This window comes from Amycolatopsis sp. M39, assembly GCF_001651785.1.
GTDB lineage: Bacteria > Actinomycetota > Actinomycetes > Mycobacteriales > Pseudonocardiaceae > Amycolatopsis > Amycolatopsis rubida.
This window is the reverse complement of sequence record NZ_LWSF01000009.1, coordinates 1-23,363: the sequence shown is the minus strand read 5'-3', so window position 1 is coordinate 23,363 and position 23,363 is coordinate 1. Positions and strand designations below refer to the sequence as shown.

The window sequence follows — 23,363 nt, the reverse complement described above, 5'->3', positions numbered from 1 at the left end:
TCAGTCCAGCTTTCCGGGCACGAGCTGCAGGTAGATCAGCGTGATCACGAAGTTCACGACGAACAGCAGCAGGAACGTGATGACCACCGACTGGTTCACCGCGTCGCCGACGCCCTTCGGGCCGCCGCTCGGGTGCAGGCCGCGATAGGCCGCCACGACCGCGGCGATGAAGCCGAAGATCAGCGCCTTGATCTCACCGACCCAGAGGTCGGGCAGCTGCGCGAGCGCGGAGAAGCTGGACAGATACGCGCCCGGGGTGCCGCCCTGGAGCACGACGTTGAAGAAGTAGCCGCCGAGCACGCCGATGACGCTGACCATGCCGTTGAGCAGGAGCGCGACGAGCATCATGGCGAGCGTGCGGGGCACGATCAGGCGCTGGACCGCGGAGACGCCCAGCACCTCCATCGCGTCGATCTCCTCGCGGATGGTCCGCGCGCCGATGTCAGCACAGACAGCGCTGCCGCCCGCGCCGGCCACCAGCAGCGCGGTGACCAGCGGACTGGCCTGCTGCACGGTCGCCAGCACCGAACCAGCACCGGTGTAGGACTGCGCGCCGAGCTGGCGGGCGAGCGCGCCGAACTGCAGCGAGATGACCGCGCCGAACGGGATCGCGACGAGCGCGGTCGGCAGGATCGTCACGCTCGCGACGAACCAGGCCTGCTGGATGAACTCGCGGAACTGGAACGGGCGCTGGAAGATGCCGCGGATGATGTCGAGGCCGAGCGCGAACAGGTTCCCGGTCTCCCGCAGCATTCCGTAGCCGGGGATCTTGGCCGAGGTGGTGCTCACGCGCCACCCTGCCCGTGCCGGGGCGACCGGCGGTCCGCGGCACCGGGAATGCGCGCGACCTGGTCGGCGGGAAGCTGTCCCTGGTGCTGGTTGGGCACCGGACCCGGTGACGTGACCGGCGGCAGCTGCTGGGTGTCCTCGGGGCCGGGCTGGCGGGGGGCGCTCGCGTGCGGCCGCACGTTGTAGTGGCGCTGCTGCTCCGGCGTCAGGGATTCGATGATCCCCTCCTGCGCGTTCGCCGGGAGCGTGTGCAGGATCCGCATGACCCGGTCCATCCGCCGCTTCGCCCCGGCCCGCTCCGGAACGCCCGGGCTGACCTGCATCTGCGGCACGACGCCACGCACGTCCTCGTTGAGCACGTCGCCGTGGCCCGCCTCGGCCTCCGCCTGCTCGCGGGCCATCTGGGCGCTGTCCTTTTCCTCGGACATGCCGATCGGGCCGAGCTTGCGGCCGTTGAGGAACTGCTCGACCACCGGCTCTTCGCTGGTCAGCAGCACCTCGCGCGGGCCGAACATGACGAGTTCCTTGCGGAAGAGCATGCCGAGGTTGTCCGGCACCGTGCGGGCGAGGTTGATGTTGTGCGACACAATGAGGAACGTCGCGTCGATCTGGGCGTTGACGTCGAGGAAGAGCTGCGAGATGTAGGTCGTGCGGACCGGGTCGAGACCGGAGTCCGGCTCGTCGACCAGGATGATCTCCGGGTCCAGCACGAGGGCGCGGGCGAGGCCGGCGCGCTTGCGCATACCGCCGGAGATCTCGCCGGGGAGCTTCTTGTCCGCGCCGGCGAGACCGGTGATCTCAAGCTTCTCCAGCACGATCCGGCGGATCTCGGTCTCGGACTTCTTCGTGTGCTCCCGCAGCGGGAAGGCCACGTTGTCGAAGAGGTTCATCGAGCCGAACAGCGCGCCGTCCTGGAAGAGGACGCCGAAAAGCTTCCGGATCTCGTACAGCTTGTGCTCGGAGCAGGTGACGATGTCGACGCCGTTGATGACGCACCGTCCGCGATCCGGCTTGAGCAGGCCGATCATCGACTTCAGGAACACGGACTTGCCGGTTCCGGACGGGCCGAGCATCGCCGAGACCTCGCCGGGAGGCAGGGTCAGCGTCACGTCCCGCCAGATGGTCTGCTTTCCGAAGGACTTCGTCAGACCTTCGATGACCACCTCGGCACCCATCGCACCTCCAGGAGCTGTTCCGCGTCGTCGCGCACCGCCGCCCCGTCACCGCTGGCAGCGGCGGAGCTCGCGCGGCGAACTCCGCTTCAACCAGGTGCAACGAGCTGAGCGCGAACAGGTTACTCACCAGTTTTGTTCGCTGGCCAGCCCCCGTGCACACCTCACGCGACGGGGATCCAGTACGGCGACCGCTGGCAGCACGGTAGTGCACGTCACGTTCGGGCGCAGATTCAGATGGCCGACCGTCGCTCACCCTGACGGGTTAACCGGCGGAAACGCGGCCAACAGCGGGTGACTCGGGGCCGTCGGGCGAACAGTGTGTTCGCCTGAACGAGGGTGCCGCGGGTCCGGCTCGGCGACTGTGCGCTTTTTGTCCGAACAGCGAAAGGGGCGGGCACCCGTGTCGGGTGTCCGCCCCTTTCGAGGTGGTGCGGCAGGCGCTTGCGCGCCCGGGATCACTTGATGGTGATCTTGGCGCCGGCGGCCTCGAGCTTCTCCTTGGCGGCGTCGGCGGCCTCCTTGTCGACCTTCTCCAGGAGCGCCTTCGGAGCGGCCTCGACCAGCTCCTTGGCCTCCTTCAGGCCCAGACCGGAGACGACCTCGCGGACGACCTTGATGACCTGGATCTTCTTGTCGCCTGCCGAGTCGAGGACGACGTCGAACTCGTCCTGCTCCGCGGCGGCCTCGGCGGGCGCGGCACCCGGGGCGGCGGCCACGACGGCGGCCGGGGCGGCGGCGGTGACGTCGAAGGTGTCCTCGAACTCCTTCACGAACTCGGACAGCTCAAGAAGGGTCAGCTCCTTGAAGGCGTCGATCAGCTCGGCGGTGCTCAGCTTCGCCATGATGGCTTCCTCTCAGAAAAACGAACGAGACGTTCGGGGTGGGGTGGTTCAGCTCTCGGCGGGTGCTTCGGCTGCTTCGGTACCGGTGGCGTTGCGCTGCTTCTCCTCCAGCGCGGCAGCCAGGCGGGCAACCTGGGACGCCGGCGCCTGGAACAGCGCGGCGGCCTGGGAAAGCTTCGCCTTGAACGCGCCCGCCGCCTTGGAGAGCAGCACCTCGCGGCTGTCGAGATCGGCGATCTTGGTGATCTCGTCCACGGACAGCGACTTGCCGTCCATGTAGCCGCCCTTGATGACAAGCGCGTTGTTGTCCTTCGCGAAGTCGCGAAGCGCCTTCGCGGCGTCGACTGCCTCGCCGTGCACAAAAGCGATCGCGGTCGGGCCGACGAACAGGTCCTCGATCCCCTCAAGGCCGGCGTCCTCAGCGGCACGCTTGACGAGGGTGTTCTTCGCGACCCGGTACTTGGCACTGGTGCCGAGAGCGCGGCGCAGCTGGGACAGCTGAGTCACGGAGAGGCCGGTGTACTCGGTAACGACGGTGGCCGAGCTGCTGCGGAAGCTCTCCGCGATCTCGGCGACGGCCGCCACCTTGTCGGGCTTCGCCATGGTCGCCTCCTCTCTTGGCTAGTGTCACCACTGGCTTCGGCGGAGGCGCCCCCGAACGAAAAAACGCCCACGCGCAGTCAGACGCGGGGCGTTGCCCAGCCATGAAGACTGGGTTAGGGCCTCGTTCCTCCTGCGCGGGCCGTCGCCGTTGCGGGCGAACCTTCGCTCCCCGGGAATCCGGAGAGAACCAGCGGTCTTTGGTAGAACCGTCGACCAGCATACGGGAGGGCTCCGCGGCCTTAGCGGGCACCCCCTTGCTGAGCTGCGAGAACCGGGGCAGTCTCGGGAAATCCCGGCGGAGCGGGCATCATTGGTGACGTGGCGGAACAGCGTGATCACGGAAAGCCGGAAGAAACCCCCTCTCCCGGTTCGGGTGGATCCTCGGCGCAACCGCCCGCACTGCCGCAGCCCGGCAGGGACGAGGTCGCGCCGCGAACTCCCGCCCCGCCGTCGGCGAACCCGCCCCAACCGGCCGCGCCGAATCTCCCGCAGCCGAGCGGATCAGCCGAGCCGCAGCTGGATCCGGAGCAGCTGCGGCAGTTCCAGGAATTCCAGCGATTCCAGGAGTATCTGCGGTTCACCCAGTCCCAGCGGGGCGCCGAACCGGCTCCGGCGCCCGACCCGGGCCTGGTCCCGGCCGGCAACCGCCAGCCGCAACCACTCGCCGGCGGGCAGCCGCCCGCCCCGCCGAACCAGCCGGGCGCGCTGACCGAGTACGAGCAACCGCCGCGCAACCGCCGCCCGGTGCCGCGCTGGGTCAAGCGGCTCGGCGGGAAAATCCTTGGCTGGGTGATCGCACTGGTCATCCTCGGCATCCTGGTCAACTGGGGGTATCACCAGATCTTTCCCAGCGACGACGGCAAAAGCTCAGCCCAGATCGCCGCTGAGGGCGGCGGGACCTACCACACGAACCACATCTTCTCGACCAATCCGAACGAGGCGGTGCGGTTCGTCTACCACAACATCGCCCAGGGCCGGGTCGCCGACGCCTGCGGGCGATTCCGTGAGGATATCCAGGACAAGTTCGCCAAGGACACCACCGGCCAGCCGGATTGCAAGATCGCGGTCGAACAGCTCCACGCGCAAGTGAAGAACGTGAACGACTACGCCGAATCGCTCCCGTCCTACGTCTCCGGTCCGACTCCGCCGCCGGTGGTGAAGATCGATTCCTGCTCGTTCAACGTGAGCGGCGGTCCGGCGCTAGGCGTGTTCGAGGTGACCAAAGTGGACAAAGGCCAGTGGCTGATCACCGGTCACTCGTCCGGACCCGAGAAGTGCCCTCCGCCCACGGCGACCTCCACCCCGGGCTGACCCGTCAGGCAGGCGAACTGATCGGCAACCGGGTCTCCCCCGTGTCCGAGTACGCGAAGAAGTCCACCAACGCCGCCGCGAAAGCCGGGTGTGCCACCGCTTCCATGTGGTTCCCCGGTACCCGCATCAGCCGCGCGCCCGCGATCCCCGCGGCGAGGCGTTCCGGCTGAGTCGCCAGTTCGTCCGACTCCCCGGCCAGGATCAGCGTCGCCGCCGACAGGTTCGTCAGCCGCATCGGGCCGTGCGGGGTCGCGTGCATGACCGCGGCCAGCGCTTCGACGTCCGCGCCCGCGCGGCGGGCCAGCCGGCGGAACGGGCGCACCGCCGAGGGCACCTGGGACCGGTCTTCGGCCAGCAGGCCCTCCGCGATCTGAGTCCGGTTGATCACCCGGGCGTCCACCCCGCCGAAATCCACGATTCCCGCGCCGACGCCGCCGACCGCGAGGCAGCGGACTCGCGGGTCACTCGTAGCCACCAGCAGCGAGACGATCGCGCCCATCGAGTAGCCCGCCAGGCACACCTCGTCCAGGCCGAGTTCGTCGAACAGCGCGGTCAGGTCCGCGGCCATGATGTCCTCGCCGTAGGCCGCCGGGTCGTGCGGTTTCTCCGACGCGCCGTGGCCGCGCGCGTCCGGTGCGATCACCGTGAACCCGGCCTTGACCAGCGCGTCCACGACTCCGGGGTTGACCCAGTTCACCTGGGAATCGGCGGCGAAACCGTGGTGCAGCACGACGGGCCGCCGGTGCCGTCCGTCGCCCTCCCAAACGGTGTAGCTCAGCTGGAGCCCGTCGGGGGCGAGGAACGTCGTTGGCATATGTCCATGAGACACGAAAAAAGGGTGGTCACCCACGTTGCGTGACCACCCTTTCGCGTGATGTGCGACTCAGACCGCCGCTTCCTCGGAGAGGAGGTTGCGGGTCCGCGCCGGGTCGACCGGGATGCCCGGGCCCATCGTCGTGGTGAAGGTGATCTTCTTGACGTAGCGGCCCTTCGCCGACGACGGCTTGGCGCGCAGGATCTCGTCCAGCGCGGCCGCGTAGTTCTCCACCAGCTTCTCGGTGTCGAACGACGCCTTGCCGATCACCAGGTGCAGGTTCGCCTGCTTGTCGACGCGGAAGTTGATCTTGCCGCCCTTGATGTCCTTCACGGCCTTCTCGACCGCGGGGGTCACCGTGCCGGTCTTCGGGTTCGGCATGAGGCCGCGCGGGCCGAGGATGCGGGCGATGCGGCCCACCTTGGCCATCTGGTCCGGCGTCGCGATCGCGGCGTCGAAGTCGAGCCAGCCACCCTGGATGCGCTCGATCAGTTCGTCGGTGCCGACCGCGTCCGCGCCGGCGGCCTCGGCCTCAGCGGCCTTGTCGCCGACGGCGAAAACGATGACGCGGGCGGTCTTACCGGTGCCGTGCGGCAGGTTCACGGTGCCGCGGACCATCTGGTCGGCCTTGCGCGGGTCGACCCCGAGACGCATCGCGACCTCGACGGTCGCGTCCATCTTCGTCTTGGAGGTCTCCTTCGCCAGCTTCACGGCCTCGAGCGGCGCGTACAGCCGCGCCTTGTCGATCAGCTCCGCGGCCTGGCGGTAGGCCTTGCTGTGCTTGGTCATGCTTCTGTCCTCAAATCAATGGATCAGTGTGGTGGCGAGCCGCACCCGGCTCTCCCACGGATTGCGGTGAAAGGTCAGCCTTCGACCGTGATGCCCATCGAACGGGCGGTGCCGGCGATGATCTTCGCGGCCTGGTCGATGTCGTGCGCGTTGAGGTCGGTCTCCTTGGTCTTCGCGATCTCGCGGACCTGGTCCCAGGTGACCTTGGCGACCTTGGTCTTGTGCGGCTCGCCGGAGCCCTTCTCCACGCCCGCGGCCTTGAGCAGCAGCTTGGCGGCCGGCGGCGTCTTCAGCTTGAAGTCGAACGACCGGTCCTCGTACACGGAGATCTCGACCGGGACGACGTCCCCGCGCTGCGACTCGGTCGCGGCGTTGTAGGCCTTGCAGAACTCCATGATGTTGACGCCGTGCTGACCCAGCGCCGGGCCGACCGGCGGCGCGGGGTTGGCCGCACCCGCCTTGATCTGCAGCTTGATGATCGCCGCAAGCTTCTTCTTCTTGGGTGGCATTACCTTGTGTCCTTCTTAACTGACGTGAGTCCCCCGCACACCTGCCAGTACGCGGGGACTGCCGACCGGGATGGCCCGGCCGTCAGATCTTGGAGACCTGGCTGAACGAGAGCTCGACCGGGGTCTCCCGGCCGAAGATCGACACCAGGACCTTCAGCTTCTGCCCGTCGACGTTGACCTCGGAGATCGTGGCGGGCAGCGTGGCGAACGGGCCGTCCATGACGGTAACCGACTCGCCGACCTCGAAGTCGACCTCGACGGCGGGCGCACCGGACGGCGCGGCGGCGGCGGACTCGCCGCCCTTGGCCGCCTTGGCCGGGGCTTCCTTCTCGACCTGCGGGGCGAGGAACTTCAGCACCTCGTCCACGGTCAGCGGCGACGGCCGCGAGGTGGCTCCGACGAACCCGGTGACGCCCGGGGTGTTGCGGACCGCGCTCCACGACTGGTCGTTGAGGTCCATCCGGACCAGGATGTAGCCGGGCAGCACCTTGCGCTGCACCTGCTTGCGCTGGCCGTTCTTGATCTCGGTGACCTCTTCGGTCGGAACCTCGATCTGGAAGATGTAGTCCTCGACGTCCAGGGTCTGGGTACGCGTCTCGAGGTTGGTCTTGACCTTGTTCTCGTAACCGGCGTACGAGTGCACGACGTACCACTCGCCCGGCGCGGCCTTGAGCTCGGCGCGCAGCGCGGCGACCGGGTCGTCCGCCTCGGGGGCGGGCTCGGTCACGTCGGCGTCGTCCGCGTCGCTGTCGTCGGCGGAGGCTTCTTCGGCGACGACCTCGTCCTCGGCGACGGGCACCTCGACGGCGTCGGCGGACTCCTCGTCGCCGGGTGCCGTCTGCACCTGCTCGTCGGAAAGCTCGGTCAGGTCGCGACCGGCTTCGGTGCCGTTGTCGGAGGTCACGTTCCGTCCTCTCAGTTGATCGCTTGCCGGGCCGGACCGGGGCCCGGCCAGCGCGGTGGCGCGCCCGTTGCGGGCGTCAGCCGAAGACCAGCCCGACCAGCTCCTTGAAGCCGAGNAAGCCGAGATCGAGGCCGCTCACGAGGGCCACCATGAACACCACGAACACCAGCACGACCGCGGTGTAGGTGACCATCTGCTTGCGGTTGGGCCAGATGACCTTGCGGAGCTCGGCCCAGACCTCGCGGATGAACCGCGTGAACCGGGCGAACACCGAGGCCTTCTTGGCCTTCCGGTCCCGTTTGGGGGTAGGCGCGCCCTTGGCGTCGGCGGGCTTCGCGACCTTGTCGCCCGCCTTGCCGGACGGACGGGTCGAGCCCGGCCGTGCCTCGGACTTGCCTGCCGGCCGAGCGGAAGCGCGGCGTTCGCGCCGAGCCGCGGCGGACACCGGGCGGGATTCGACTCCGGACTGCTTGCCCGAATCGTCCTGCTCGTGCTCGCCGCTGGCGTCGCTGTCGCTCACGACCACTCCTCCGCTCCACCAGTTCCCGTACGCAGGGGTGACAGGACTTGAACCTGCAACCTGCGGTTTTGGAGACCGCTGCTCTGCCAATTGAGCTACACCCCTGTGGAGCCCGGTCACCCTGGCTCCGGAGGACGCATTCCATCATCCCCACCATCCGGCGGGGATGACCGTAGTGCGTTCCGAGTTCCGAAGTCTACGGCAAGCCGGATGAAGCCTCGCAACCCAGCCCCCTCGACCGCGCCGCGGCGGTCTCGCGGCACCCCGGAGACGGCCGTTCCGGACCCTTCGGGCAGCACCCCGGAATCCTCGGCGAAGATCACCTGATCGTGCGAATATTAGCCCGTGCCCGTAATCCGATTAATCGCAAAGCCGCCGGCGACCGCCGCCTCGCCCGGCTTCGTAACCGTTCCGGATTGCTGGCACGGCAAGCGAAACCGCTTCCGCACCCGCGAATTTCCCCGCCAGGCGGCCAAGACCGGCCCACGGGAAGATGATCTTCGTTGACTCGCAAGCGGAACTCTGATCAAGGAGCATCGGTGACCTCATTCCGGCTTGGGCTCGCTTTGCCGCAGTACGGCAAGCTCGCCGACCCCTCCGCCATCGCCGGCTTCGCCACCGAAGCCGAGCGCATGGGCTTCGCTTCGCTGTGGGTCGGCGACCGGGTGCTGACCCCGGTCGCCCCGAAGACCTATTACCCGTCCGGTACACCCGAACAGCCGTACCCGCCGGAGTTCGTCCGCTTCGTCGATCCGCTGCTGGCGCTCACCATCGCGGCGAATTCGACCGAGACCGCGCGGCTGGGGTCGAGCACCCTCAACGGCCCGCTCTACTCCCCGGTGCTGCTGGCGCGCTCCCTGACTTCGCTGGACCTGCTGTCCGGCGGCAGGCTCGACGTCGGACTGGGGCTCAGCTGGCTTCGCGACGAGTACACCGCCGCCGGCGTGCCGTGGGAGCACCGCGGCGCGCGGCTGGCCGAACTGGTCGAGGTGCTGCGGACGCTCTGGACCGCGGACCCGGCCGGGCACCAGAGCGAACGCTGGGACATCCCGGACTCCCTGATCGGCCTGCGTCCGCTGCAGCAGCCCGGCCCGCCGGTGCTGCTGGGCGGGGCGTCGGACGCGGCACTGCGCCGCGTCGGCCGGATCGCCGACGGCTGGTTGCCCGCCGGGCTCCCGATCCCGCTGCTGCGGCAGAAGTGGGCGATGGTCGTCGAATCCGCGGAGAAGGCGGGCCGGGATCCCGAGTCGCTGCGCCGGGTGCTGCGGATCAACCCGACGCCGGGCTCGAAAACGGCGACCGTCGAGGACGTCGCAGCTCAGCTGAAGGCCGCCGAAGCCGACGGCATCACCGAGGCCCTGGTCGATCTGCACTATCTGGCCGAAACCGTCCCGCACGCGCTGGAGCTGGCGGGCGAGTTGCATGCCGCTGTCTTCGCGTGATCACCCGTAAGCGGGTCGTCGGCGAGGGGCCGGACCGGTAAAACGGTCGGGTGGGGGCAAACAAAAGCGGTGGATGCGGGTTGCTCGTCCTCGTCGTCGTGGGGGCGCTGCTGGCCGTCGGCTACTACAAGTCGAAGCACGACTCGTCGTCCGCACCGCCGTCCGGCGCGGACACCGGCGGCGGCAGCGGCCGGTACGTCGCGCTCGGCGACTCCTACACGTCGGCGCCGCGCACCGGGAAGCAGGCGGGCTCGCCGACCGGATGCGCGCGGTCGGACAACAACTATCCGCATCTGGTGTCGGCGAAGCTGAAGCCGGCGAAGTTCGTGGACGTCAGCTGCAGCGGCGCGACGACCGAGGACTTGACCGGCGCGCAGTCGACCCGCAACGGCTCGAACCCGCCGCAGTTCGACTCGGTCACCGCGAACACGACGCTCGTCACCCTGGGCATCGGCGGCAACGATGTGGGATTCATCTCACTGGCCCAGACCTGCGTGACCGCCCACCAGAGCGCCTCGCCGTGCAAGGACCGGCTCACCGCGGGCGGCAAGGACGAACTGGCCGACCGGATCAGCGGGACCGCGAAGAAGGTCGGCACCGCGCTCGACCAGATCCACCAGAAGGCCCCGAAAGCGCGAGTGGTGGTCGTCGGCTACCCCACGGTCCTCCCGGACGGCGACGGCTGCTGGCCGGTGCTGCCGCTGGGCTCCGGCGACGTGGCGTACCTGCGGGACGCCCTCGGCAAGCTCAACGACGCCCTGTCCGACCAGGCCAAGTCGCACGACGCCGGATTCGCGGACACCGCCGAGCCGAGCAAGGGCCACGACGTCTGCGCGAATTCGGACGTCAAATGGGTCGAAGGGGTGGTCCCGACGTCCTCGGCCGCGGCCCTGCACCCGAACGCGCGGGGCGAGGCGGGGATGGCTGACGTGGTGGAGTCGGTGCTCGGAGCGCACTGAGGCGGCGGCCCAATGAGGTTTTCCCGGTTGCTTGCGCGGCGGGTTCGCGACCACCGCACACTGGTGCAGCAGCTCCCCGGTCCCGCCGGTGTGAACGGGACCACGCGGCTCGGCCCGCAGGCTGTGCACCTCCGCAGCGAGGCCGCACGCTTCTGAGAAACCCCCGATGTGGCATTGGGGTATCCCGACGCACCCAACGTGGCATTGGCCGGACTGGCACCAGACCCGCGGGGGGAGTTTTACGTGTAGCTCCGCTGGGTGAGGGGCGTTGAGCGCACCCAACGCCACATTGGGCGCGAAGCGGGCTCTGCGGGCGAAGCCGGGCGATCAGGGGCGGACGAGAGCCTGCGGTTTGCCCAGCACGGTCTTGCCCTCGAACTTCACCGTCAGGTCAATCCGCGCGAGCCCCTCGTCCGTCAGCGCGCCGACCTTGCCGGTCACCTCGACCAGAGCGCCCTCGTCGTTGTCCGGCACCACGACCGGGCGGGTGAAGCGCGTGCTGAAGTCCACGAGGCGGGCCGGGTCACCGAGCCAGTCGGTGACGATGCGGCCGGACAGGGCCATCGTGAGCATGCCGTGCGCGATCACGTCCGGGAGGCCGACCTTGGTCGCGAAGTTCTCGTTCCAGTGGATCGGGTTGAAATCGAGCGAGGCCCCGGCGTAGCGGACCAGTTGCGCGCGGGTGATGCGGACCTCCAGCGGAGGCAGTTCGTCGCCGACGTTCACGCTTCCGCCCCCCGAACCACGAGCTGCGCCCGCGTCGTGCACACGAGTTTGCCGTCCGCGTCGGTGATTTCCGCGCGGAGGTTGATGAAGTCGTTGCCCGCCCTCGCCATGATCGCCTCGATCGTGGCCGAGATTTCCAGCTCGTCGCCTGCGTGGACCGGGCGTTCGTAGCGGAAGCCCTGGTCGCCGTGGACCATCCGGGAGTAGTCGAGGCCGAGCGCGGGGTCGGACACGATGCCGTTGATCTTCGGCAGGTTCAGGATGGTGAGGAAGGTGGGCGGCGCGAGCACGTCCGGGTGGCCGGCCGCGCGGGCCGCCTCCGGGTCCCGGTACACCGGGTTCGGGTCGTCGATCGCGTCGGCGAACTCGCGGATCTTCTCCCGGCTCACGAAGTACTTGCTGTCCGACGGGTACTCCCGCCCGGTGAACGACTGGTCCAAAGGCACGCGAAGAAGGCTAACCGAACCTCGGCGCCGACCCGCGCGGGTGCCAGAACTGGCCAGTAGACAGCGAAAAGCCGCCCCGGCGCAGTGCCGGGGCGGCTCTTCGAAGCTGGTAAAAGACCGCCTGCGTCAGCGGGTCTCTTTGTGAGTCCGGTGCGTACCGCAGTTCGGGCAGAACTTCTTCATCTCCAGGCGATCCGGGTTGTTGCGCCGGTTCTTCTTGGTGATGTAGTTGCGGTGCTTGCACTCCTCGCACGCCAGCGTGATCTTGGGTCGCACGTCGGTGGCAGCCACAGCGTTTCCTTCTCTCTCAGATCCGGGGGCCAGCCCCGTCGTTACCGCGTAGCGGTGGCCGGACTTGAACCGGCGACACAGCGATTATGAGCCGCTTGCTCTGCCAACTGAGCTACACCGCCCTACGTGACGGCCAACCCCAACCCGGCCGAAACGCTCCGGGGGTCCAGGGGGCTAGCCCCTGGCGGGGGTCTGGGGGTTCGACCCCCAGATGGACGCCGCGAAGCGAGCCACGTCCGCGTTTTCCGCAGACATAGCTCGCCTACTCGCGAGCCCCTTTACGGAATCGAACCGTAGACCTTCTCCTTACCATGGAGACGCTCTGCCGACTGAGCTAAAGGGGCCTGCCTCTCGCGAGGACTTGGAAAGATTAGCAAGGGGGTTCACCCGGCTGTGCAACCGGGGTCGGTTAACCACAAAACCTCAGGTCAGCAGGGTCAGCACGGTCTCCGAGTGCCGTCCCGGCGAGCGCGCCGTGCGGGCCTGCAGCCACGCCTCGAGGCGGTCCTCCGGCAGCGGCCGCGAGATCAGATANAGATCGGTGCCCATGCCGAGCACGAAGCTCTTGTCGATCTTGACCTGGTCCACCGGCAGCTGGCGCAGGTACGCCAGCGACGAGTACCCGGTGCCGAAGTCGTCCACCGCCAGCACGATGCCCAGCGAATGCAGCTCGCGCAGGATCGGCAGCGCCTTCTGCGGGTCGGACATCACGCCGGACTCGGTCAGTTCGAACGTCAGCAGTTCCGGCGGCACGTCGAAGCGTTCCAGTTCGCGCTGGACCTTCGCCGGGAAGTCGTCGTCGGACAGATTCCGCACCGAAAGGTTCACTGCCGCGGAGATCCGCAAGCCCTCGTCGAGCCACTTGCGCACGCGCTTCAGCGATTCCTCCAGCACGAACGACGTCAGCACGCCGATCAGGCCGGCCGCCTCGATCGCGGGCACGAACTCGTCCGGACCGAGCCTGCCGAATTCCGGGTGTACCCAGCGCACGAGCGCCTCGACGCCTTGCACCTGCCGGTTCGGCAGCGTCACCTTCGGCTGGTAGTGCACCGAGACGTGGCCGTCTTCCAGCGACTGCCGGAACTGCGTGACCATCTGGAACCGGCGCAGGAAGATCTGGCCCATGCTCGGTACGTAGCCGCGCACTTCCTCGCCGCCGCGGGTGGCGCGGACGGCGACGTCGGCGCGCTGCAGCAGGCCGTCGACGTCGACCTCGCCGGCGTCGTCCACGGAGCTGGCGTAGCCGATCATCGCGTTGGCCTCGACCGAAAGCCGGTCCACCGGATACGGCTCGGACAGCTGCACCCGCAGCCGTTCGGCGGCACGGTGGGCGTCTTCGATCGTGCAGTCCACGAGCAGCGCGGCGAAGGACGCGCCTTCGAGCCGGGCGAGCGGGACGTCCGGGCCGAGTGCGCCGCGGATGCGGGTGCCCGCGGCGACGACCATCCGGTCCGCCCACGAGTAGCCGAGCGCGTCGCTGACCGTGGAGAAGACGTCGAGGTCGATCCGCAGCACCACGGCCTCCGCCGATTCGCGCAGCGGATCCCGCGAGACCTGCTGGAATCCCGGCCGGTTCAGGTGCCCGGTGAGCGGGTCGTGGTAGGCGTCGTGGCGGAGCGTGGCGAGCAGCCGCCGGTTGTCGAGCGACGTCGCGAGGTGGCTGGCCATCGTGCCGAGCAACTGGACGTCGTACTTGCCGAAACCGCGCCAGCGCGAGAGCCGGTCGTGCGCTTCGACGACTCCGAGCAGCCGGTTCGCACTGCGCAGCGGCACCACGAGCGCTTCCTGCGCACTGCGTTCCAGCAGCGCCGCACGGACGTCCGGGTTGGCCTCGGTGATCCGGAAGTGCCGCACGTGCGCACCGGGCAGGCGCAGCAGCGGGTCGTCGCTGGCCGGGTCCGAGGCCGGAAGTTCGTTGCCCGCGACGACGACGCGCATCGGATCATCGGCCTCGAGCCGCAGGCGGAGCACGACGCGTCCGGCGGCCAGCTGGTCCTTGATCCGCTCGGCGATCGTGGCCCATTCGCGCACGTCGACCTCGCCCACCAGCTCCTCGCCGCGGCTCGCCGGACGAGCGGCCGCCTGCTGCCCGGACCGCGCGACCATCAGGCTGACGTCGGACAGCGCTTCCATGTCCCGCTGTTCGCGAAGCAGATCGGAGTAAGCCCAGTACAGCGCGGTCAGGCCGAGGAACACCGCCAGCACCAGCGGCCAGGCCTGCGGGGTGCTCTCGATGACGAGGTAGCCGGTGAGGCCGACCGAAGCGTTGACGAAGCCGACCACGAGGATGCGGCCGGTCAGCCGGATCGCGGTGCTCACGCGCATCCGGCGGCGCAGCACGCGCACCGCGGCCAGCGCGAGCAGCGTGCTGACCAGCGGCGCGGTGAGCGTTCCGGCGAGCGCGGCGACCCACGGCATGGTCGGCCCGCCGCCCATGGCCAGGTGCACGAGCCCGGCGACGGCGAACGCGCCGGTGATTTCGAGCAGGAACGCGCCCGCGTTGTAGAGGACGCGGCCGGCGACCTTGCGCGCCAGCAGGGTGCCGATTCCCGCCACGAGATGTGCGGCGAGCACCACTTCGAACGGGGCGACGAAGAAACCGATTACCAGCGGAATCTCGGTGAACGATATGGTCCACGAGATGCCGCTGCGGACGTCGACGTTGATGCCGAGCTGTTCGGCGAGCAGGAACGCGACCGCGAGCACCGGGCCGATCCACCAGAGCTTCGCCGAGCCGTGGAACGGCAGCCAGGAGCCGACGGCGAAGGCCGCGAGCAGGCCGAGGCCCAGCACGAAGAAGGTGTAAACGCGGAAGCGGCTTTCGTCCGTGCGGCCGTCGGCCGGTGCGGAGCCAGCTCCTCCCGAGCCCATCGCCTCCGGCGCGGTACCGGGATGGGCGTTGCTGTCCGGCATCCGACCTTCCTTCCCGGCTGCCCGGTCGCGCTCGTCCGTGACGTCAGGTGTGGGCGAGGGCGCCACCTTACCCCGTAGGGCGTACCGGCGTCCCTTTCGAGACAGTAGGAGATCACCCCAGGGTTAACAATGGGCGTTCTTCTCTGACCTGCGTGGACCAAGGAGTGAAACTCCCGGTTCGCCCCGGAACCCCCGGGCCGGGGAGTGTTCTGGGGGTCTTTTCCGCATCTGTCGGCGGACAATGGCGGTATGCACAACGACGTGACAGCCACCGGCCATGCGGCGCGCATCGCCACGGTGGACGCACTGCTTCCCGCGCCACTCCCCTTCGAGGTCGGAGGGGATTCCGTCCTGCTTTCCGCCGAGGTCGGCGACACCACCGCGGCCGGTCTGACGACGTGCACCGGGCTCGGCCCGGACAGCCCTCAGTCGATGTGGCGGGCACTCGTCGAGCACCGGCTGGAGGTCCAGCTGGCCGGCCCCGATCCGGCCGCCGGACTCGACGCCTTGCTCACTCGATGGGATGAACACCTGCGGTCCCTCGCCCGAGTGGGGGATACGGAGTGCGCCGCGGTGCTCTCCCGGCCCAGCCGCGACACCGCCGGAGCCACCGAACTCCTCCGGCACGGCTTCGCCCCGGTCGGCGTGCTCGCGGTCCGCCCGGCGCAGCGGATGGCCGCCGGACCCGACGCGACACCGGGCGTCTGCATCCGGCACGCGACGCCGGACGACCTCTCCACCGCGGTCGCGCTGCAGCTCGAATTGCAGCGGTACGACGCGCAGTTCGGCCGGATCACGCTCCGCCCCGGCGTCGAGGAGCTGATCACCAAGGAGCTGCTGCACCACCTCGAACGGCCTGAGCCGCAGGTCTGGATCGCGGAGCTGTACGGCCAGCCGCTCGGCATGGTCGTGCTGCAGATGCCCGACGAGACCGGCTGGATCCGGCACCGGGTGGCCGCTTCTCGCGTGGGTTACCTGTCGTCGCTGGCGGTTTCCGAGGCGGCTCGGTCCTCCGGTGTCGGCACCGCGCTGGCCGCGCACGCGCACCAGGTCTTCGACGAGGCGGGCGCGGATGTCGTGCTGCTGCACCACGCCGTGGCGAACCCTCGGTCGACGCCGTTCTGGTACGCGCAGGGCTACCGGCCGCTGTGGACCGGCTGGCAGCGAAGGCCCGCCGTGCGTTCTCGCTAGTCTGGCGTTGCCAGGCGATCCGAGGGGAGCCCCAGTGACCGAGAAACCCGACGCTGCGCCGAAAGCGCCGGAAGGCGTCGATGTCGAGAAACCCTCGGCCGCGCGGGTCTACGACTGGTACCTGGGCGGCAAGCAGAACTGGGCGGTGGACCGGGAGTTCGGCCGCCGCGTCGAGAAGATGTGGTCGCTCGCCCGGCCTGGCGCGAAGCAGAACCGCGAGTTCATGAACCGCGTGGTGCGCGCCGCGCTGGACGCGGGCATCCGGCAGTTCCTCGACCTCGGCTCCGGCGTGCCGACCGCGGGCAACGTGCACGAGGTGGTCGAGGCCGCGCTGGGCGACGACGACGAGGCCACCGTGGTGTACGTCGACTACGAGCCGGTGGCCGTGGCGCACGCGACGCTGATCCTTGAGGACGAGGCGGCCACCGACTGGGCCGGGATCGTCCAGGCCGACATGCGCGATCCCCGGGCCGTGCTGAACGACCCGCGCACCCGCGAGCTGATCGACTTCGACAAGCCGGTGTGCGTGATGCTGATGGCGGTGCTGCACTTCGTCGGCCCGGACGACGATCCGGACGGCATTGTGCGCGCCTATCGGGACAAGCTCGTGTCCGGCAGCTGGCTGGCGATCTCGCAGATGAGCGAGGGCGACGGCAGCGGTCCCGCGCTGGAGGGACTGCGCTGGTTCGTCGAGCAGTACCGCAAGACGAGCAATCCGATGTGGCTGCGGGACCGCGACGAGATCGAACCGTTCTTCGGCGGCTGGCCGCTGCTGGAGCCGGGGATCACCCATCTGCCGGACTGGCGGCCGGAGCGCGAGCTGAACGCCGTGGAGGCGGAGGCTCGCCCGTTCGCCTGGTGCGCGGTGGCGCGCAAGCCGTGACCGCCCCCGACGCACCGCGGGGCGTGGACGTCGACAAGCCCTCCGCCGCCCGGATCTACGACTGGTACCTCGGCGGCACCCAGAACTGGGCGGTGGACCGGGAATTCGGCCGCCGCGTCGAGAAGGTGTGGCCGCTCATCCGGCCGATGTCGCGGGAGAACCGGGCGTTCATGAACCGGGTCGTGCGGGCCGCGCTCGACGCGGGGATCCGGCAGTTCGTCGATCTCGGGTCGGGCGTGCCGACGGCGGGCAACGTGCACGAGATCGTCCGTGACCAGCTGCCGGCGAGGGTCGTCTACGTCGACTACGAACCGGTCGCGGCGGCGCATTCGCGAGTGATCCTCGAAGGCGAGGACGCGACCGAATGGGCCGGGATCGTCGAACGCGACATCCGCGATCCGGAGGCGATCTTCGCCGACGAAATCACCCAGGAGCTGATCGACTGGTCGCAGCCGGTGTGCCTGCTGATGATCACCGTGCTGCACTTCCTCGGCCCCGGCGACCGGCCGGACGAGCTGGTCGCCGCCTACCGCGACCAGCTCGCGCCCGGCTCGTGGCTGGCCGTCACGCACGGCACCTGCCGGGACGACGCGCCGCCGGAGCGGGCGGCCGAGGTCCGCGCGTTCGTCGACGCGTACCGGGACACGTCGAACCCGGCGTACCTGCGCTCGGACGAGGAGATCCTGCCGTTCTTCGGCGGCTGGCCGCTGCTGGAGCCGGGGATGAGCGCGCTGCCGGACTGGCGGCCGGACGAAGCGGTGTCGGAGTTCGCGGCGGAGGTCCGGCCGTTTGCCTGGGGTGCGGTCGCGCGGAAACCGTCGTGAGTGTTCATGCCGGTGAGAACCGGGATTGCCACTCACGACCCCCCGGCTTCTCTCCCAGCGAACACTCCCGGGGAAACAAACCCGCCCCTCAGAGAGTTGAGCACCTACGACTCAACTATTCGAGGAGTGCACATGTCCGACCCCCGCCTCCTGCCCGTCCTCCCGCTCGATGACGACGTCGTGCTGCCGGGCATGGTGGTCCCGCTCGACCTCGGCGACGCAGAGACCCGGGAGGCAGTGGAGTCCGCCCAAGCCAAGACCCCCGCGACCGCGTCGTTCCCCGGGATCCGCTCGGGCGCGGCGAGCAAGGCCGAAGTCCTGATCGTCCCGCGCGTGCACGGCGAGTACGCCGAACTGGGCACCGTCGCGACCGTCGAACGGATCGGCCGCGTTCCCGGCGGCAAGACCGCGGTGCTGCTCCGCGGTACCGCGCGCGCTTCCGTCGGCCGGATCGCCGACGGCCCCGGCGCGGCCCGCTGGGTGCACGCCGACGCCGCGGACGAAACTTCCGACGACCGCACCGCGCAGCTCGCCGCGGAGTACAAGGCCGTGGTCATCTCCGTGCTGCAGCAACGCGGCGGCTGGCAGATGATCGACGCCGTCCAGCAGGTCGAGGAGCCGTCCGCGATCGCCGACCTGGCAGGCAACGCGCCGTACCTGTCCACCGACCAGAAGCTGGAGCTGCTGAGCGCGCTCGACATCAGCGTCCGGCTGGAGAAGGCCCTTGAGTGGAGCCGGGAGTACCTGGCCGAACTGGAGGTCACCGAGACCATCCGCAAGGACGTCGCGGACGGGATGGAGAAGCAGCAGAAGGAATTCCTGCTGCGCCGCCAGCTCGAAGCGATCCGCAAGGAACTGGGCGAACTCGACGGCGCCGCGGCCGACGACGACTACCGCGCCCGGGTGGAAGCCGCCGACCTGCCGGACGAGGTGCGCAAGGCCGCGCTGGCCGAGGTCGACAAGCTGGAGCGGACGTCCGAGCAGTCGCCCGAGGGCGGCTGGATCCGGACCTGGCTCGACACGGTGCTGGAGCTGCCGTGGACTGAGCGGACGGAGGACGTCTACGACATCGCCGCCGCGCGGGCCGTGCTCGACGCGGACCACGCGGGTCTGGACGACGTCAAGGAACGGATCATCGAGTACCTGGCCGTACGCAAGCGCCGCGCGGAATCGGGCCTCGGCCCGGTCGGCGGACGGCGTTCCGGTGCCGTGCTCGCGCTCGCCGGCCCTCCCGGGGTCGGCAAGACGTCGCTGGGCGAATCGGTCGCGAAGGCGATGGGACGCAAGTTCGTGCGCGTCGCGCTGGGCGGCATCCGGGACGAGGCCGAGATCCGCGGCCACCGGCGCACCTACGTCGGCGCGCTGCCCGGCCGGATCGTGCGGGCCATCAAGGAGGCCGGCTCGATGAACCCGGTCGTGCTGCTCGACGAAATCGACAAGGTCGGAGCCGACTACCGCGGCGACCCGACGGCCGCGCTGCTCGAAGTGCTGGACCCGGAACAGAACCACACGTTCCGCGACCACTACCTCGAGGTCGAACTGGATCTGTCCGATGTGGTCTTCCTCGCGACGGCCAACGCACTGGAGACCATCCCCGGCCCGCTGCTGGACCGGATGGAACTGGTGACGCTGGACGGCTACACCGAACACGAGAAGGTCACCATCGCGCGGGATCACCTGCTCCCCCGCGAACTCGAACGAGCCGGCCTGGCGTCCGGCGACGTGGTGCTGACCGACGAGGCGTTCAGCCGGATCGCCGCGGAGTACACCCGCGAGGCCGGGGTGCGCGACGCGAACCGGACGATCGCGAAGGTGCTGCGGAAGATCGCCACGAAGGTGGCTCTCGGTTCGGTCTCGCTGCCGCTGTCGATTTCGGCGGCGGACCTGGAAACCTACCTCGGCCGGCCACGGCACGTACCGGAATCGTCGCTGCCGACGGCGACCCAGCGGACGTCTTTGCCAGGCGTGGCAACGGGTTTGGCAGTCACCGGCGCTGGCGGTGACGTGCTGTACATCGAGGCGTCGCTGGCCGATCCGGAGAGCGGAGCTTCGGGCCTGCAACTGACCGGGCAGCTGGGTGAGGTGATGAAGGAGTCGGTGCAGATCGCGCTGTCGTACCTGCGCTCGCACGGCGCGGAGCTGGAACTGCCGGTGGGAGACCTGCGAGAGCGGGGAATCCACGTGCACGTCCCGGCGGGCGCGGTGCCGAAGGACGGTCCTTCCGCGGGCATCACGATGACGACCGCGCTGGCTTCGCTGCTGTCGGGCCGGGTGGTCCGGGCCGATGTGGCGATGACCGGGGAGGTTTCGCTGACCGGGCGGGTGCTGCCGATCGGCGGGGTCAAGCAGAAACTGCTGGCCGCGCACCGGGCGGGGATGAAGACGGTGATCATCCCGCAGCGGAACGAGCCGGATTTGGATGATGTGCCGGCTGAGGTGCTGTCGCAGCTGGAGGTGCACGCGGTGGCGAATGTGCGGGAGGTGCTGGAGTTGGCTTTGACGCCGGCTTCTTCGGAGATTCGGCAGGCTGCTTGATCGTAGGTCCGTGAAGGGCTCCTTGGGGGAATCTGATTCCCCCAAGGAGCCCTTCGCAGCACGTCAAGAGAAGTCGAGCTTCCCCCTTCAAAGCCTTCCACCCACGACGAATCGCCCTCCGCGGAGCCGGTGAACGCCGTCACCACCTCCGCCAGGCTTTCGCCTCCGTGCGGTAACGCCGTCCTGGCGCTCCAGCGCGAACTTCCCGTGTCCATTTTGGACATAGTGGTCGCCGCGTTCCAAGACGGCGCACCGGCTCTTCGCCGACAACCGACCCAGCGCCGCCTCGATCGTTTTCCACGCGGGAACCGTCGCACCGGGTCAGGTCCAGCACGTTCGGCCGATGCACTTCGCCGGTCTGCGGATTGAACACCGTCAAGCCGGGTTTTCGAGCCAGGCCAAGGACAACACGCGCGAGCGCTGGATCGCAAGTCGCGACAGAACGCGCGGCCAAGGACGAGCCGGCCCGAGCCCTCGCGAAGGCTGGCGTAGCGGGCTGGGGGATCGTCGGCCCAGACCCCCAGGTCGCAGCTCAAGATCCCTTCCGGAAAGGATCAGCTCTGCGCCCCCGCGAGCACGGCCACGTTCATCACGTATTCGCCGTACCCCGACTTGGCCAGCTTGGTGCCCAGCGCGTGGCATTCGTCCGCGCTGATGAAGCCCATCTTCAGCGCGACCTCTTCCAGGCACGCGATCCGCACTCCGGTCCGGTGTTCCAGTACCTGCACGAATTGACCGGCTTCCAGCAGCGAATCGTGCGTGCCGGTGTCGAGCCAGGCGAAACCGCGGCTCAGCTCGATCAGTTTGGCGCGGTCGCGGCGCAGGTAGGAGAGGTTGACGTCGGTGATCTCCAGCTCGCCGCGCGCGGAGGGCTTCAGGTTGCGGGAGATGTCGACGACCTCGTTGTCGTAGAAGTACAGTCCGGTGATCGCGTTGTTCGACCGCGGCTTCTCGGGTTTTTCCTCAATGGACAGCAGGGTGCCGTTCTCGTCGACCTCGCCGACGCCGTAGCGCTCGGGGTCTTTCACCTGGTAGCCGAACAGGACGCAGCCGTCGAGGTCGGTCGCGGCGGTGCGCAGGGTCGTGGAGAAGCCTTGGCCGTAGAAGATGTTGTCGCCGAGCACCAGCGCGACCGAATCGTCGCCGACGAAGTCCGCGCCGATCACGAACGCCTCGGCGAGGCCGTTCGGGCTCGGTTGTTCCGCGAATGAGAAGGACAGCCCGAACTGGCTGCCGTCGCCGAGCAGACGGCGGAAGTTCGGCAGGTCGGCTGGCGTCGAGATGATCAGGATCTCCCGGATCCCGGCCAGCATCAGCACCGAGATCGGGTAGTAGATCATCGGTTTGTCATAGACCGGCAGCAGCTGCTTCGACACGGCCTGCGTGATCGGATGCAGACGTGTTCCGCTGCCCCCGGCGAGCACGATGCCCTTCACAGCCCCTCCTCGCGTGCGGTGGTGGTGTTCACCGTACCGAGTGAGCATGGAGGCCGTCTGGGGCTTCCCTCAACTCAGAAGGCCGGGCCCTTGCCGAAGAACGCCTGGCAGCCGTTCGCGTACTCGGTGGCGATCTCCAGCACGTTCTTCCCGCCCTCGACCGGCAGCACGGTGGACGAGTAGTTGGGGCAGTAGTTGTTGTAGATGCCGGTGATGTGGACCGGCGCGGGGAGCTCGTACCAGTCCCCGGTGCCGAAGTTGTCGTTGGCCAGCAGCGTCTGCCCGTTTCCGGACACCGGGGTGCCGTCGGCGGTCGTGTAGATCTGGCCGACCATCACCAGCCGCACGCCGTTCGGGCCGCCGGGGAACAGGGTGGTGGTCTGTGCGTGCTGGAAGTAGTTGCCGCTCGCGGTGTTCACCCTGGCGCCGGGGTCGGCCGGGTCGCCCCAGTTCGCGCCGTCTGCGGAGATTTTGTAGTACGGATCGCAGTAGCGGTCGCGGTAGTTGCAGATCTCGTAGCCGAACCAGTACCGGCCGTCGGGCAGCCTGCGGATGATCGGCATGCCCGGACGCACCCGGGACGGCCCGATGGCCATCGTGAGCTGCTTGGTGCCCCAGTTGACCCCGTCGGTCGAGGCGACGCGGTTGAGCACCTGGCCGTACTTCGGCGCCTGCGTCTCGTCGGCGTAGTGCAGCCAGAGCGTGCCGCCGGCGTCCACAGTAAACTCCGGTTCCCAGACGCCGTCGTGGTTGTGCGAGAGCGCGGCCTCGGACAGATACCGCCAGTCGCGGCCGCCGTCGCGGCTGGCCCACACCTTGATCCCCATCCGGCGCTGCGGTCCCGCGTCCTGCCGGTAGGTCGCCGCCCACAGCAGCGTGCCCGCCCGCATGCGGCCGACCCGCCGCGGCAGTTCGTAGAGGGTTCCGCAGCATTGGCCGAGCTTGGCGTCGGGGTCGCGGATCTCGCCGATCTGGTGGAAGCTCGCGCCCTCGTCGGTGCTCTCCAGGATCGGCGCGAACCGGCCGTTGCCGTCCTCGCTGGTCAGCGACGCGATGATGGTCCCGCGACCGAACGGCGAGTACTCCAGCCGGATCAGCCGCGGGTACGAGCCGAAGCCGGGTACGAGCAGCTTCTTGCCGGCGGCTTCCGCGACGGGCGCGATCGCGGTCACGAGGACCGCCAGCGAGGTGAGGAAAGCAAGCACGGGAGTCCAGCGGCGCATCCAGAAACTCCTCTCACGACCGGACGGGCGATTACACCACGTGGTCGCCTCGCCACCATCGATTTCTCCTGGTCACCCGCGTGAGTCCACCCCTTCGAGGAGATCACTGGGCTGTTCGGGGTGCCCGTTTCGTAACGACTGGGCGAAGCGTGACGAAAGATCATCCGAAGGCCCCGTCGGGGCAAGCTAGGGGGTGTCCTTATGTGGTTGTCAAGCCGCGGTGGGCATGATCGAGGGT

22 protein-coding genes and 3 tRNA genes are annotated in these 23,363 nt (G+C 69.0%); 7 read left to right on the top strand and 18 right to left on the bottom strand.

Annotated features, from left to right (window positions below; all coding sequences use genetic code 11):
- The 4 genes from A4R44_RS21585 to rplJ all read right to left on the bottom strand — a co-directional run bounded on the left by A4R44_RS21585 (position 1) and on the right by rplJ (position 3,409).
- Positions 1–753 (bottom strand): ABC transporter permease, encoded by a 753-nt coding sequence (locus A4R44_RS21585; RefSeq protein ID WP_051165981.1) that lies wholly within the window; start codon positions 751–753, stop codon positions 1–3.
- A 32-nt stretch (positions 754–785) separates the two neighbouring features.
- The gene (locus A4R44_RS21580) at positions 786–1,964 is read right to left on the bottom strand and encodes an ABC transporter ATP-binding protein (protein WP_067583612.1); all 1,179 of its coding nucleotides are present in this window, start codon (positions 1,962–1,964) and stop codon (positions 786–788) included.
- A 455-nt stretch (positions 1,965–2,419) separates the two neighbouring features.
- Positions 2,420–2,806: a 50S ribosomal protein L7/L12 gene (gene rplL / locus A4R44_RS21575; RefSeq protein ID WP_067583609.1), complete on the bottom strand. Its 387-nt coding sequence runs from the start codon at positions 2,804–2,806 to the stop codon at positions 2,420–2,422.
- Between the two features lie 48 nt (positions 2,807–2,854).
- Entirely contained in the window at positions 2,855–3,409 is a 555-nt protein-coding gene (gene rplJ / locus A4R44_RS21570) for a 50S ribosomal protein L10 (protein ID WP_067583603.1), read from the bottom strand.
- Positions 3,410–3,727: 318 nt separating this feature from the next.
- Between rplJ and A4R44_RS21565 the strand changes: the two genes are divergently transcribed.
- Positions 3,728–4,720 (top strand): hypothetical protein, encoded by a 993-nt coding sequence (locus tag A4R44_RS21565; protein ID WP_067583600.1) that lies wholly within the window; start codon positions 3,728–3,730, stop codon positions 4,718–4,720.
- Between the two features lie 4 nt (positions 4,721–4,724).
- Here A4R44_RS21565 and A4R44_RS21560 read toward each other — a convergent pair whose 3' ends face one another.
- The 6 genes from A4R44_RS21560 to A4R44_RS21535 form a co-directional block, all read right to left on the bottom strand.
- A complete protein-coding gene (locus tag A4R44_RS21560; RefSeq protein WP_067583597.1) occupies positions 4,725–5,534 on the bottom strand; it encodes an alpha/beta fold hydrolase in 810 nt (269 codons plus the stop codon).
- Positions 5,535–5,603: 69 nt separating this feature from the next.
- Positions 5,604–6,323: a 50S ribosomal protein L1 gene (rplA, locus tag A4R44_RS21555; RefSeq protein ID WP_037816302.1), complete on the bottom strand. Its 720-nt coding sequence runs from the start codon at positions 6,321–6,323 to the stop codon at positions 5,604–5,606.
- 74 nt (positions 6,324–6,397) lie between these two features.
- Positions 6,398–6,832, bottom strand: coding sequence for a 50S ribosomal protein L11 (gene rplK / locus A4R44_RS21550; RefSeq protein WP_009072206.1), 435 nt, complete (start codon positions 6,830–6,832; stop codon positions 6,398–6,400).
- 82 nt (positions 6,833–6,914) lie between these two features.
- A complete protein-coding gene (gene nusG, locus A4R44_RS21545) occupies positions 6,915–7,736 on the bottom strand; it encodes a transcription termination/antitermination protein NusG (RefSeq protein ID WP_067583594.1) in 822 nt (273 codons plus the stop codon).
- Between the two features lie 76 nt (positions 7,737–7,812).
- Positions 7,813–8,256 carry a preprotein translocase subunit SecE gene (gene secE, locus A4R44_RS21540; protein WP_157904954.1) on the bottom strand — a complete coding sequence of 148 codons (444 nt, stop codon included), beginning with the start codon at positions 8,254–8,256 and terminating at the stop codon, positions 7,813–7,815.
- Positions 8,257–8,288: 32 nt separating this feature from the next.
- Positions 8,289–8,361 (bottom strand) — tRNA-Trp (locus A4R44_RS21535).
- A gap of 434 nt (positions 8,362–8,795) precedes the next feature.
- Here A4R44_RS21535 and A4R44_RS21530 point away from each other — a divergent pair.
- Positions 8,796–9,698: a TIGR03619 family F420-dependent LLM class oxidoreductase gene (locus A4R44_RS21530; protein WP_161269655.1), complete on the top strand. Its 903-nt coding sequence runs from the start codon at positions 8,796–8,798 to the stop codon at positions 9,696–9,698.
- A 50-nt stretch (positions 9,699–9,748) separates the two neighbouring features.
- Entirely contained in the window at positions 9,749–10,657 is a 909-nt protein-coding gene (locus A4R44_RS21525; protein ID WP_067583585.1) for an SGNH/GDSL hydrolase family protein, read from the top strand.
- A 327-nt stretch (positions 10,658–10,984) separates the two neighbouring features.
- Here the strand turns inward: A4R44_RS21525 and A4R44_RS21520 are convergent, their stop codons facing one another.
- From A4R44_RS21520 to A4R44_RS21495, 6 genes are all read right to left on the bottom strand, one after another.
- Positions 10,985–11,383 (bottom strand): MaoC family dehydratase, encoded by a 399-nt coding sequence (locus tag A4R44_RS21520; protein ID WP_043827683.1) that lies wholly within the window; start codon positions 11,381–11,383, stop codon positions 10,985–10,987.
- Positions 11,380–11,829, bottom strand: coding sequence for a MaoC family dehydratase N-terminal domain-containing protein (locus tag A4R44_RS21515; protein WP_067583582.1), 450 nt, complete (start codon positions 11,827–11,829; stop codon positions 11,380–11,382). The genes A4R44_RS21520 and A4R44_RS21515 overlap by 4 nt, the downstream gene beginning before the upstream one ends.
- A 126-nt stretch (positions 11,830–11,955) precedes the next feature.
- Positions 11,956–12,120: a 50S ribosomal protein L33 gene (gene rpmG / locus A4R44_RS21510; protein WP_005152047.1), complete on the bottom strand. Its 165-nt coding sequence runs from the start codon at positions 12,118–12,120 to the stop codon at positions 11,956–11,958.
- Between the two features lie 49 nt (positions 12,121–12,169).
- A tRNA-Met gene (locus tag A4R44_RS21505) sits at positions 12,170–12,242 on the bottom strand.
- 149 nt (positions 12,243–12,391) lie between these two features.
- Positions 12,392–12,464, bottom strand: a tRNA-Thr gene (locus A4R44_RS21500).
- Positions 12,465–12,543: 79 nt separating this feature from the next.
- Complete coding sequence (locus A4R44_RS21495) at positions 12,544–15,033, bottom strand: bifunctional diguanylate cyclase/phosphodiesterase (RefSeq protein ID WP_067583579.1); 2,490 nt, start codon at positions 15,031–15,033, stop codon at positions 12,544–12,546.
- A 249-nt stretch (positions 15,034–15,282) separates the two neighbouring features.
- Here A4R44_RS21495 and A4R44_RS21490 point away from each other — a divergent pair, with 249 nt between their 5' ends.
- The 4 genes from A4R44_RS21490 (at position 15,283) to lon (ending at position 20,466) form a co-directional block, all read left to right on the top strand.
- On the top strand, positions 15,283–16,224 hold the full coding sequence (locus tag A4R44_RS21490) for a GNAT family N-acetyltransferase (protein WP_067583576.1): 942 nt from the start codon (positions 15,283–15,285) through the stop codon (positions 16,222–16,224).
- A gap of 34 nt (positions 16,225–16,258) precedes the next feature.
- Positions 16,259–17,107: an SAM-dependent methyltransferase gene (locus tag A4R44_RS21485; protein ID WP_067583573.1), complete on the top strand. Its 849-nt coding sequence runs from the start codon at positions 16,259–16,261 to the stop codon at positions 17,105–17,107.
- Positions 17,104–17,931 (top strand): SAM-dependent methyltransferase, encoded by an 828-nt coding sequence (locus A4R44_RS21480; protein WP_095213522.1) that lies wholly within the window; start codon positions 17,104–17,106, stop codon positions 17,929–17,931. Before A4R44_RS21485 ends, A4R44_RS21480 begins: the two co-directional genes overlap by 4 nt.
- A 132-nt stretch (positions 17,932–18,063) precedes the next feature.
- Positions 18,064–20,466, top strand: a complete 2,403-nt coding sequence (gene lon / locus A4R44_RS21475; protein ID WP_067583567.1) for an endopeptidase La — start codon at positions 18,064–18,066, stop codon at positions 20,464–20,466.
- A gap of 554 nt (positions 20,467–21,020) precedes the next feature.
- Here lon and rfbA read toward each other — a convergent pair.
- Entirely contained in the window at positions 21,021–21,902 is an 882-nt protein-coding gene (gene rfbA / locus A4R44_RS21470) for a glucose-1-phosphate thymidylyltransferase RfbA (protein WP_067583564.1), read from the bottom strand.
- Positions 21,903–21,976: 74 nt separating this feature from the next.
- Positions 21,977–23,125: a hypothetical protein gene (locus A4R44_RS21465; protein ID WP_067583561.1), complete on the bottom strand. Its 1,149-nt coding sequence runs from the start codon at positions 23,123–23,125 to the stop codon at positions 21,977–21,979.
- Positions 23,126–23,363: the final 238 nt, after the last annotated feature.